This window comes from Rhodococcus sp. C26F (genome assembly GCF_053345925.1).
The window spans coordinates 427,917-438,778 of record NZ_JBKFBA010000001.1 but is presented as its reverse complement, the minus strand read 5'-3'; the positions used below and the strand labels follow the sequence as shown (position 1 = coordinate 438,778).

Sequence of the window (10,862 nt, the reverse complement as noted above, 5' to 3'; positions counted from 1 at the left end):
GGCGTGACGCAGCACCGGGGCGTCGACCATCTTCCCTTCGAAATCGAAGACGCCGCGTTCCGATTCGGCGGCCTCGAGGACACGCCGCGCCCACGCCTCCTCCTCGGGGGTGGGCGCGTACGCCCGGCGGACGACGTCGACCTGGCCCGGATGGATCGACACCTTGATGTCGAATCCGACCGCCACGGCGTCGAGGGCCTCCTCGTGGAGACCGTCGGTGTCCTTGATGTTCAGATACACCGAGTCGAGCGCCCAGCGGGCGTGACCCTTCGCGGCGAGCAGGGTCACCGACCGGGCGTGTTGCGCGACCGCGCGGTACGTCCCGTCGGCGTGACGGCTCGCGTTGCCACCGAGTCCGGCGACGAGATCCTCGGCACCCCACATCATTCCGAGGGTGTTCTCGGCGACGGCGATGTCCTCCACCGCGAGCACCCCGAGGGGCGACTCGATGAGCGCGACCACCTCGAGCGGTGCGAGCGAGCGCACCTCGTCGCCGCTCTCGCACTTGGGCAGCATGACCCGCGTGTACGACGTGCGGCGCAGTGCCTCGAGATCGGCCTCGTGGTCGGCCGTGCCCACCGGGTTGACCCGCACCACGGTGCGTTCGGGGTCGAGCGGAGTGGCGATCAGTGCCTCACGGGCGGCCGGCTTGTCGGCCGGTGCGACGGCATCCTCGAGGTCGATGATCACCACGTCGGAACGCTCGGCGGCCTTGGCGTAGCGCTCCGGACGATCTGCGGGACAGAAAAGCCATGCGGGGCCGGGGAGTTCCCAGGTCATGTCGTGGGCCTCTTCTGGACCAGGGTCTTGCGCACGGCGACGGCGACGACATCGCCGTGCTGGTTGCGACCGGTGTGTTCGAGGGTGACGATGCCCTCCCCCGGCCGGCTCTTCGACTCGCGCTTGTCGACGATCTTCGTCTCGGCGTAGAGCGTGTCGCCGTGGAAGAGCGGCTTGGGGAAGGAGATCTCGGAGAACCCGAGGTTCGCGACGATCGTGCCCTGCGTGAGCTGGGCGACCGACAGTCCCACGAGCGTCGAGAGCGTGAACATCGAATTGACCAGACGCTCACCGAAACTGGTCTCGGCGGCGTAGGCGGCGTCGAGGTGCAGCGCCTGCGTGTTCATCGTCTGCGTCGTGAACAGCGTGTTGTCGGCCTCGGTGATCGTCCGGCCAGGGCGGTGCTCGTAGATCGCGCCGAGTTCGAATTCCTCGAACCACAGGCCACGCTGGACGATCCGCTTCTCCACGGTGGTGTCGGTCTCGCTCACAGTCCCAGCTCCCGTCCGATGAGCATGAGCTGCACCTCGGTGGTGCCCTCACCGATCTCGAGGATCTTGCTGTCGCGGTAGTGGCGCGCCACGGCGTACTCGTTCATGAAGCCGTAGCCGCCGTGGATCTGCGTCGCGTCCCGCGCGTTGTCCATCGCGGCCTCGGACGCGACGAGCTTGGCGACCGCGGCCTGCTTCTTGAACGGCTTGCCGGCGAGCATCGCGGCAGCGGCGTCGTAGTAGGCGGTGCGTGCGGCGTGCGCACGTGCCTCCATGCGGGCGATCTTGAAGGCGATGGCCTGGTTGTTGCCGATCGGGCTGCCGAAGGCCTCGCGCTCCTTGGCGTACTTCACCGATTCGTCGACGCAGCCCTGCGCGGCGCCGGTCGACAGCGCGGCGATCGCGATGCGGCCCTCGTCGAGGATGCGCAGGAAGTTGGCGTAGCCGCGGCCCCGCTCGCCGAGGAGGTTCTCCTCGGGCACCCGCACGTCGGCGAAGGTGAGCGGATGCGTGTCGGAGGCGTTCCAGCCGACCTTGTTGTAGGCGGGTTCGGCGGTGAAGCCCGGCGTGGAGGTCGGCACGAGGATCGTGGAGATCTCCTTCTTGCCGTTCTCCCGCACACCGGTGACGGCGGTGACGGTCACGAGCGAGGTGATGTCGGTGCCGGAGTTGGTGATGAACTGCTTGTTGCCGTTGATGATCCACTCGCCGTTCTCGAGCTTGGCGGTGGTCTTGGTGCCTCCGGCGTCGCTGCCCGCACCCGGCTCGGTGAGACCGAAGCCCGCGAGGTTGCGGCCGCTCGCGAGCTGCGGCAGCCACTCCTCCTTCTGCTTCTCGTTGCCGAAGCGGTAGATCGGCATCGCGCCGAGCGAGACACCGGCCTCGAGGGTGATGGCGACGGACTGGTCGACCTTGCCGAGTTCCTCGAGCGCGAGGCACAGCGCGAAGTAGTCGCCGCCCATGCCGCCGTACTCCTCGGGGAACGGCAGACCGAACAGGCCCATCTCGGCCATGCCCTGTACGACCTCGTAGGGGAACGAGTGCTCGGCGTCGTGCTTGGCGGCGACCGGCGCGACCACCGTGCGGGCGAAGTCGGCGACCGTCTTGCGCAGCTGCTCGTACTCGTCGGGAAGTTGGCCCGTGGCCAGGTATTCCGTCATCAGTTTGTCTCTTCCGTGTCGGCGTGCGGGGTGACTCGCACGAGAAGTTGATCGACCTTGACCTGCTCACCGGCGGCCGCGAACAGTTCGACGGTGCCGTCGATGGGGGCGGTGAGCGAATGTTCCATCTTCATGGCCTCGACGACGACGAGCGTCTGCCCGGCCGTGACGGTGTCGCCGGAGGCGACGGACACCGCGATGACGGCGCCGGGCATCGGGCTCGTGATGTCGGCGTCGCCGGCGTGGGCATCGTCGCCGCGCACCGATGCCTCGCGCACCTCGCGGACGGCGACGCTGCCGTGGCCGTCGGAAAGCCAGACCGCACCGTCGGATTCGCCGACGCGGTAGCTGTGACGCCGGCCGTCGAGCACGACCGCCAGATCAGCGCCGTGCAGCACGGCGCTGAACCGGTAGCTCTCGCCGTCCTCGACCTCGGCGACGCCGGCCGCCGGGGTTCCGGTCAGGCGCACGTGTGCGGTGCGGTCGCCGGAGGTGAGCCGCGACGTGACGGGTCGGTGGGCACCGACGCGCCATCCGTCGGGCACCGCCCACGGATCGGTGATCTCGCCCGCCCAGCGGTCGAGCCACCGCAGGATCGCCGCGGCGACGAGCGTGGAATCGGCGGTCGTGGGGGCGGTGTAGTCGCCGACCCGGCGGTCGAGGAGTCCGGTGTCGAGCGCACCGGCCACGACGTCGTCGTCGGCGAGCAGGAAGCGTACGAAGTCGACGTTGGTGACGACGCCGAGCACGGCGGTCTGCGCGAGCGCCCGGTCGAGGCGACGCAGCGCGCCGGCGCGGTCGTCGGCGTGGGCGATGACCTTGGCGAGCATCGGGTCGTAGTCGCTGCCGACCACGGTGCCGCCGCGGATGCCGGAGTCGACGCGCACGCCGGGGCCGGTGGGTTCGACGACGTCGGCGATCTCGCCGCCGGTCGGGAGGAAGCCGCGCGCCGGATCCTCGGCGTAGACGCGGGCCTCGATCGCGTGGCCGGTGAGGGTGATGTCGTCCTGGGTGAAGCCGAGCGGCTCGCCCGCGGCGATGCGCACCTGCCACTCGACGAGGTCGAGGCCGGTGACCATCTCGGTGACCGGATGCTCGACCTGCAGTCGGGTGTTCATCTCCATGAAGAAGAACTCGTCCGGCTTGTCGGCGGAGACGATGAACTCGACGGTGCCGGCGCCGGTGTAGTCGACGCTGCGCGCGGTGTTGCACGCGGCCTCACCGATGCGGGCGCGGGTGGCCTCGTCGAGCAGCGGCGAGGGCGCTTCCTCGATGACCTTCTGGTGCCGCCGCTGCAGGCTGCACTCGCGCTCGCCGAGGTGGACGACGTTGCCGTGCGCGTCGGCGAGGACCTGGACCTCGATGTGGCGGGGGCGCTGCACGAATCGCTCGAGGAAGAGGGTGTCGTCGCCGAACGCCGACGCCGCTTCGCGACGGGCGGATTCGAGCGCGGCGGGCAGATCCTTCGGGTCCTCGACGAGGCGCATGCCCTTGCCGCCACCACCGGCGGACGGCTTGACGAGCACGGGATAGCCGACTTCCTCGGCGCCCGCGATCAGTTCGTCGTCGCTCAGTCCGGGCCGGGAGATGCCGGGCACGACGGGAACGCCGAACTCCGACACCGCGGCCTTGGCGGTGATCTTGTCGCCCATGGTCTCGATGGCGTGGGCGGACGGGCCGAGGAAGGCGATACCGGCGGTGGCGCACGCGGCGGCGAAAGCCGAATTCTCCGAGAGGAATCCGTAGCCGGGATGGATGCCCTGCGCGCCGGTGGCGAGCGCCGCGTCGATGACCTTGTCGATCACCAGGTAGCTCTCGCGCGCCGCGGCGGGTCCGAGCAGCACCGCGGTGTCGGCCTCCTGCACGTGGCGGGCGTCGCGGTCGGCCTCGCTGAACACGGCGACCGAGCGGATGCCCATCGCCTTGAGGGTGCGGATGACGCGCACCGCGATCTCGCCGCGGTTGGCGACCAACACCGTGTCGATCCGAGTCGTATCAGTCATGGGTGCACTCACATCCGGAAGACGCCGTAGGAGACCGGCTCGAGCGGGGCGTTGGCGCACACCGACAGTGCCAGTCCGAGAATTTTTCTGGTGTCTGCGGGATCGATGATGCCGTCGTCCCACAGGCGCGCGGTCGAGTAGTAGGGATTGCCCTGTTCCTCGTACTGGGCGCGGATCGGAGCCTTGAACTCCTCCTCCTGCTCGGTCGTCCAGGGCTTGCCCGAGGCATCGAGCTGGTCGGAGCGCACCGTGGCCAGCACCGAGGCGGCCTGCTCGCCACCCATGACGGAGATGCGGGCGTTGGGCCACATCCACAGGAAGCGAGGCGAATACGCGCGACCGCACATCGAGTAGTTGCCGGCGCCGTACGAGCCGCCGATGACGACGGTCAGCTTCGGCACCCGGGCGCACGCGACCGCGGTGACCATCTTCGCGCCGTGCTTGGCGATGCCGCCGGCCTCGTAGTCGCGGCCGACCATGAAGCCGGAGATGTTCTGCAGGAACACCAGCGGGATCGAGCGCTTGTCGCACAGTTCGATGAAATGCGCTCCCTTGACGGCGGATTCGCCGAAGAGCACGCCGTTGTTCGCGATGATGCCGACCGGGTGGCCGTGGATGCGTGCGAAGCCGGTGACGAGAGTCTTGCCGTATTCGGCCTTGAACTCGTGGAAGCTGGAGCCGTCGACCACACGGTCGATGACCTCGTGCACGTCGTAGGGGATGCGCGAGTCGGTGGGCACCACGTCGTACAGCTCGGTGGGGTCGGCCTCGGGTTCGACGGTGGGTTCGACGTCCCACGGACGCGGGTTGCGCGGACCGAAGGTGGAGACGATGTCGCGCACGATGCGCAGCGCGTCGCGGTCGTCCTCGGCCAGGTGGTCGGTGACGCCGGAGACCTTCGAGTGCAGGTCGCCGCCGCCGAGTTCCTCCGCGGTGACGACCTCGCCGGTCGCGGCCTTCACCAGCGGCGGGCCACCGAGGAAGATGGTGCCCTGGTTGCGGACGATGACGGCCTCGTCGCTCATGGCGGGGACGTAGGCGCCGCCGGCGGTGCACGAGCCCATGACCGCGGCGATCTGCGGGATCCCCTTGGCGCTCATGGTGGCCTGGTTGTAGAAGATGCGGCCGAAGTGCTCGCGGTCGGGGAAGACCTCGTCCTGCCGTGGCAGGAAGGCGCCGCCGGAGTCGACGAGGTACAGGCACGGCAGGTTGTTCTGCAGCGCGACTTCCTGCGCCCGCAGGTGCTTCTTGACCGTGATCGGGTAGTAGGTGCCACCCTTGACGGTGGCGTCGTTGGCGACGATGACGCATTCGCGGCCGGCGACGCGGCCGATGCCGGCGATCATGCCGGCGCCGGGGCACTCGTCGTCGTACATGCCGTCGGCGGCGAGGGGCGACAGTTCGAGGAACGGGCTGCCCGTGTCGAGCAGTTCGTCCACGCGGTCGCGGGGAAGCAGCTTGCCGCGGGCGACATGCCGCTCCCGGGCTTTCTCGCTGCCACCCAGGGCTGCGGCAGCGAGCTTGTCTCGAAGCTCTCCGACCAGCTGTTCGTGCTGGTCGCGGCTGGTTGTCGAGGCCGTCTCAGCGGTTGTCACGGACACCATCCTCGGTAGATCGACTAATCGCCATTAACTGAAATCTAGGTTAGTTATGATTAACCGAGTTGTCCAGACCACACCGAGCGGAGATTTTCATGACCGAGTCCGCGATCGACGTCTCGACCGCATCGGGACGCCCGACGCGGCGTAGCCTCGCCAAGGCGGAACGCCGACGGGACCTCCTGCGTGCCGCAGCGCACCTGATCGCCGAACGCGGATTCCCCGGGGTCCGACTCGAAGATCTCGGTGCAGCCGTGGGGATCAGCGGTCCCGCCGTGTACCGGCACTTCCCCAACAAGGACGCCCTGCTCGTCGAGATCCTCGTCGAGATCAGCCGCCGCCTCCTCGCAGGTGGCACGCAGGTCGCCGAGACGACGCCCGACCCGCGCGACGCCCTCGAGGGCCTGGTCGACTTCCATCTCGACTTCGCGCTGGGCGAGCCCGATCTCATCCGCGTGCAGGACCGCGAGTTCACGTCCCTCCCCGACGAGGGGCAGCGGGAGGTGAGGGTGACCCAGCGTCGCTACGTCGAGATCTGGGTCGACGTCCTGCGCCGCATCGACCCCGCACTGCCCGAATCCGACGCGCGCACGATGGCGCACGCGACCTTCGGACTCATCAACTCGACACCGCACAGTGCCGACCCGCGTTCCCCCGAGGGCACCCGCGCGGTGCTGCGACGCATGGCACTGGCAGCTCTCGCCGCGACGCCCTCGGCTCTCGCGGCAGAGCCGGCACGAACGGAGACCGCATGAGCTACTTCGAACGACTCGGCCCGACCTCCTTCCGCGCCACCGAACACGTCGGTGGGGCGTGGAACGAGGCGGAGCAGCACATCGCGCCCGCCCTCGGGCTGATCGCCCACGTCGTCGAATGCGACCGTGACGCGCGGCGCGACGACGACCTCGTGATCGGACGCCTGTCGTACGACATCCTCGGCACCGTGCCCGTCGGGCCCGTCGTCACGACCGTCGAGGTCCTGCGGCCCGGACGCACCATCGAACTCGTGGAAGCGACACTCGCCTACGACGGGCGCGCGATCGTGCGTGCCCGCGCGTGGCTGATGCAGACCCGCCCCACAGCGGAGATCGCCGGCAGCACCCTGCAACCGATCCCGTCGCCCGAGGACTGCGAACCCTGGGACCCCACGACACTGTGGCCGGGAGGATTCATCGACTCGGTGGAGGTGCGTCGCGTCTCGACCGCACCCGGACGGGCCTCGTTCTGGGTGCGCACCGATCTCCCGCTCGTGGAGGGCGAGAAGGTCAGCGATCTCGCCGCCACGGCCGGCCTGTTCGACATCGCCAACGGCATGGCGGTGCGTGCCGATCCGAGAACGGTCGCCTTCCCCAACCTCGACCTGACCGCGCACCTGTTCGCCGAACCCCGCGGTGAATGGGTCGGCTTCGATACGTCGGTCTCGTTCGGCACCGACGGCATCGGCCTGACGAGCACGGTGCTGCACGATGCGACCGGGCCGATCGGCACGATGTCCCAGATCCTCACGGTGCGGCCGATCTGATCGGCCGCACCGGTCCGGAGGCCTCAGGGTCCGGTGACCTCGGGGTTCGGTGGCCTCAGCTCAGCAGCGCGGACGCGAGCTGCCGGTAGCCCTCGCTCGGGAAGGTGAACGGATCCGCGGTGAGCACCTGGATGGCGACCTCGTCGGCACCGGCGGCGTAGTGCTTCTCGATGCCGGCGACGACGCTGTCGAGATCGCCCCACGGGATGAGCACGTCCATCAGGCCGTCGCTGCCACCGTCGGCGAGGTCCTCGTCGGTGTACCCGAGGCGACGCAGGTTGTTCGAGTAGTTCGGCAGCGAGAGATAACCGCGCATGTACTCGCGGGCGATGCCGCGCGCGACGGTCTCGTCGGTTTCGAGGACGACGGCCACCTCGGGCGCCAGCAACGGCTCCGAGCCGAGGGCCTCACGCGCAACCGCCGTGTGCTTGGGCGGAACGAAGTACGGATGGGCTCCTGCCGCGCGCTCGGCGGACAGCTTCAGCATGCGCGGGCCGAGCGCCGCGAGGACCCTTCGATCGGTGGGCACCGGCGTCGACGCCGCATCGAGGCCGTCGAGGTACTCGACCATCCGGCTGTAGGGCTTGGTGTAGCTGGTGTTCTCCCGCGCGTCGACGACGGGAGCGTGACTCGTTCCGACGCCCAGCAGGAAACGGCCGGGATATCGCGACTCCAGATCGGCGACCGCAGCCGCCGTGGTCTCCGGGTCGGCGTGCCAGATGCTGATGATGCCGCTGGCGAGCTCGAGCGTCGTCGTCGCCGCGAGCAGTTCACTGTAGACGGAGGGGAAACCGTCCTGGAATCCGCCGGACGTCCACAACCGGGAGTACCCGAGCTCCTCCAGTTCGCGGGCGGCATCGAGCGCCTGCTCGCGAACCTTCCGACTGAGCCAGAACGCGCCACCCCACACACTCACTCGTCGTGTCATGCGACCGACCCTAGTCGCGTTCCGGCACTCGGTGCAGCGGGTTCGGCCCGTGGCCGGATCGGAACGGTTCCACCGGTCGGCTACAGTTCGCATTCGGGTTCAACAGACAGCCCGTCCATACGTGTGTTCGCAGACCGACAGGTCCGGGACCGCACCGCCGTCGGGATTCGTCGCCCGTAGGCGCGAATCGGGCACGGGCCGGGAAGCTGGGGTGGATGTGATCGGTTTCGTGCGTTCCGCCGAGGTCGGAGCGACGGTGCAGCGATGAGGGATCCTTCGGTTCCCGAACCGCGTATCGAGCGCATCTCCTCGCGGCTGGCCGTGCAGAGCTGGTTCCAGTTGGCGTTCGCGCTCCTCGCAGTGTTCGCCGTCGTCGGTTCGATCGTCGGCGGGATCTTCATCCAGCGCACCGTGCAGATCACCGACGAGGTGACGGAGCGGATCCAGCCGGCGATGACGCAGGCCTTCAACTTGCAGACCGCTCTGCTCGATCAACAGACCGCGGTCCGCGGTTACGCGCTCACGACCGAACCCGCCTTTCTCGGGCCGTACCGTGCGGGTCAAGAGAACCAGCAGGTCGCGCTCGATCGTCTTCGCGTGCTCCTCGCCGAGCATCCGGATCTGCTCGCCGACATCGACACCATCGAGGCCGCCGCTACGCAGTGGCGGACGCAGTACGCAGAGCCGATCATCGAGACCGTCGTTCCCGGGGAGCCGCGTCCCGTCGATCCGGCCCTGGCCGAGCAGGACCGGCTGGCCTTCGGTGAGATCCGGTCGATGTTCGCCCAGGAGAACAACGCTCTCTCCGATGTCCTGGTGGAGGACCTCGACGAACTCGCGGAGTCCCGCACCATCCGCAATTCGGTGTTGATCGCGATGGTGATCACGTTCATCCTCACCGGTCTCGCCACGGTGGTTCTCGTCCACAATCTCGTCGCCGTGCCGCTCGCCAGGCTCCGCCGGGCCAGCCGCCGGGTCGCGCTGGAGGAGAACTTCTACCAGCACATCTACCCCCAGGGACCGAAGGACATCCGGGCACTCGCCCTCGACGTCGAGACGATGCGCGGTCGTATCGCGGACGCGTTGGCGGACTCCCGGAAGCAGCAGACCCTGCTCGCGAAACAGACCGAGGATCTCGATTCCCAGGCCGAGGAACTCCGCCGCTCGAACACCGAACTCGAGCAGTTCGCCTACGTCGCATCGCACGACCTGCAGGAACCGCTGCGGAAGGTCGCGTCCTTCTGCCAGCTGCTCGAGAAGCGGTACGGCGACGTCCTCGACGATCGCGGACGGCAGTACGTCGAATACGCCGTGGACGGCGCGAAACGGATGCAGGTGCTGATCAGCGATCTGCTCGCCTTCTCCCGAGTCGGACGCGTCCACGACGCCTACGTCCGGGTCGATCTCGGCCGGCCGCTCGAGAAGGCGTTGTTCAACCTCTCCGCGTCCGTCGAGGAGTCGCAGGCGCGGATCGAACGTCCCGACGACCTTCCCGAACTCACCGGCGACCCCACTCTGCTGACGATGCTGTGGCAGAACCTGGTCGGCAACGCCATCAAGTTCCGACACCCCGATCGCACCCCGGTGATCAGGATCGAGTGCGAAAAAGTCGAGGACGAGTCGGACGGTCCGCAGTGGCACTTCTGCGTCACCGACAACGGCATCGGGATCGACAGCGAGTACGCCGAGAAGGTGTTCGTCATCTTCCAGCGGCTGCATCCTCGCGACGATTACCAGGGCACCGGTATCGGACTGGCGCTGTGCAAGAAAATCGTCGAGTATCACGCTGGAAGAATCTGGATCGACACCGAGTACGGCGATACTCATACCGAGGGCACTCGAATCTGCTTCACCCTCGGAACCGCATCACGCCCCGTCGAGCAGAAGCAGGGGACAACGTCATGAGGAGCACGATCGTGACCTATCCCGCTGCCCGACCGGTGGACGTCCTGTTGGTCGAGGACGATCCCGGCGACGAGCTGATGACCCGTGAAGCATTCGAGGACAACAAGATCGGCAACGCCCTACACGTCGTCCGCGACGGGGCGGAAGCACTCGACTTCCTGTACCGCCGGGGCGAGTACGAGGGTGCGCCGCGCCCGGATCTGATCCTGCTCGACCTGAACCTGCCGAAATACGACGGCCGTCAGGTGCTGACGAAGATCAAGTCCGATCCGGAACTGTCCGACATCCCGATCGTGGTGCTCACGACCTCGTCGGCGGAGGAGGACATTCTCCGCAGCTACAAGCTGCACGCCAATGCGTACGTCACCAAGCCGGTCGATCTCGACCAGTTCATCGGTGCCGTGAAGCAGATCGACGAGTTCTTCGTGCAGGTCGTGCGGCTACCGCGTCGCGGACGCTGACGAGAAGCTCCGCG

General features: G+C 68.1%; 10 protein-coding genes. 4 read left to right on the top strand and 6 right to left on the bottom strand.

What is annotated here, in order from left to right; translation table 11 throughout:
• The 5 genes from ACLBYD_RS02050 to ACLBYD_RS02030 form a co-directional block, all read right to left on the bottom strand.
• The coding region (locus ACLBYD_RS02050; RefSeq protein ID WP_447815210.1) for an HpcH/HpaI aldolase/citrate lyase family protein at nt 1–780 on the bottom strand (780 nt) is incomplete at its 3' end.
• Nucleotides 777–1,271 carry a MaoC family dehydratase gene (locus ACLBYD_RS02045; RefSeq protein WP_019290589.1) on the bottom strand — a complete coding sequence of 165 codons (495 nt, stop codon included), beginning with the start codon at nt 1,269–1,271 and terminating at the stop codon, nt 777–779. The genes ACLBYD_RS02050 and ACLBYD_RS02045, both read right to left, overlap by 4 nt.
• Nucleotides 1,268–2,431 carry an acyl-CoA dehydrogenase family protein gene (locus ACLBYD_RS02040; RefSeq protein WP_447815208.1) on the bottom strand — a complete coding sequence of 388 codons (1,164 nt, stop codon included), beginning with the start codon at nt 2,429–2,431 and terminating at the stop codon, nt 1,268–1,270. Before ACLBYD_RS02040 ends, ACLBYD_RS02045 begins: the two co-directional genes overlap by 4 nt.
• Nucleotides 2,431–4,434, bottom strand: a complete 2,004-nt coding sequence (locus ACLBYD_RS02035; protein ID WP_447815207.1) for an acetyl-CoA carboxylase biotin carboxylase subunit — start codon at nt 4,432–4,434, stop codon at nt 2,431–2,433. Before ACLBYD_RS02035 ends, ACLBYD_RS02040 begins: the two co-directional genes overlap by 1 nt.
• An 8-nt stretch (nt 4,435–4,442) precedes the next feature.
• Nucleotides 4,443–6,038, bottom strand: a complete 1,596-nt coding sequence (locus ACLBYD_RS02030; RefSeq protein ID WP_447815206.1) for a carboxyl transferase domain-containing protein — start codon at nt 6,036–6,038, stop codon at nt 4,443–4,445.
• Nucleotides 6,039–6,127: 89 nt separating this feature from the next.
• On the opposite strand from ACLBYD_RS02030, the gene ACLBYD_RS02025 reads away from it, so the two are divergent.
• The gene (locus ACLBYD_RS02025; RefSeq protein ID WP_059384396.1) at nt 6,128–6,787 is read left to right on the top strand and encodes an SACE_7040 family transcriptional regulator; all 660 of its coding nucleotides are present in this window, start codon (nt 6,128–6,130) and stop codon (nt 6,785–6,787) included.
• Nucleotides 6,784–7,554: a thioesterase family protein gene (locus tag ACLBYD_RS02020; protein WP_447815205.1), complete on the top strand. Its 771-nt coding sequence runs from the start codon at nt 6,784–6,786 to the stop codon at nt 7,552–7,554. The genes ACLBYD_RS02025 and ACLBYD_RS02020 overlap by 4 nt, the downstream gene beginning before the upstream one ends.
• Before the next feature lie 55 nt (nt 7,555–7,609).
• Here the strand turns inward: ACLBYD_RS02020 and ACLBYD_RS02015 are convergent, their stop codons facing one another.
• Nucleotides 7,610–8,482: an LLM class F420-dependent oxidoreductase gene (locus ACLBYD_RS02015; RefSeq protein ID WP_447815204.1), complete on the bottom strand. Its 873-nt coding sequence runs from the start codon at nt 8,480–8,482 to the stop codon at nt 7,610–7,612.
• A 264-nt stretch (nt 8,483–8,746) separates the two neighbouring features.
• On the opposite strand from ACLBYD_RS02015, the gene ACLBYD_RS02010 reads away from it, so the two are divergent.
• Both ACLBYD_RS02010 and ACLBYD_RS02005 read left to right on the top strand, forming a co-directional pair.
• Nucleotides 8,747–10,387 carry a sensor histidine kinase gene (locus ACLBYD_RS02010; RefSeq protein WP_447815203.1) on the top strand — a complete coding sequence of 547 codons (1,641 nt, stop codon included), beginning with the start codon at nt 8,747–8,749 and terminating at the stop codon, nt 10,385–10,387.
• Nucleotides 10,384–10,848 carry a response regulator gene (locus ACLBYD_RS02005; protein ID WP_174479677.1) on the top strand — a complete coding sequence of 155 codons (465 nt, stop codon included), beginning with the start codon at nt 10,384–10,386 and terminating at the stop codon, nt 10,846–10,848. The genes ACLBYD_RS02010 and ACLBYD_RS02005 overlap by 4 nt, the downstream gene beginning before the upstream one ends.
• Nucleotides 10,849–10,862 lie beyond the last annotated feature (14 nt).

Excerpts from the sequence above, each read along its gene's own strand:
- ACLBYD_RS02040 (WP_447815208.1), bottom strand. The coding sequence starts at position 2,431 with ATGACGGAATACCTGGCCACGGGCCAACTTCCCGACGAGTACGAGCAG.
- ACLBYD_RS02035 (WP_447815207.1), bottom strand. The coding sequence starts at position 4,434 with ATGACTGATACGACTCGGATCGACACGGTGTTGGTCGCCAACCGCGGC.
- ACLBYD_RS02030 (WP_447815206.1), bottom strand. The coding sequence starts at position 6,038 with ATGGTGTCCGTGACAACCGCTGAGACGGCCTCGACAACCAGCCGCGAC.
- ACLBYD_RS02025 (WP_059384396.1), top strand. The coding sequence starts at position 6,128 with ATGACCGAGTCCGCGATCGACGTCTCGACCGCATCGGGACGCCCGACG.
- ACLBYD_RS02020 (WP_447815205.1), top strand. The coding sequence starts at position 6,784 with ATGAGCTACTTCGAACGACTCGGCCCGACCTCCTTCCGCGCCACCGAA.
- ACLBYD_RS02015 (WP_447815204.1), bottom strand. The coding sequence starts at position 8,482 with ATGACACGACGAGTGAGTGTGTGGGGTGGCGCGTTCTGGCTCAGTCGG.
- ACLBYD_RS02010 (WP_447815203.1), top strand. The coding sequence starts at position 8,747 with ATGAGGGATCCTTCGGTTCCCGAACCGCGTATCGAGCGCATCTCCTCG.
- ACLBYD_RS02005 (WP_174479677.1), top strand. The coding sequence starts at position 10,384 with ATGAGGAGCACGATCGTGACCTATCCCGCTGCCCGACCGGTGGACGTC.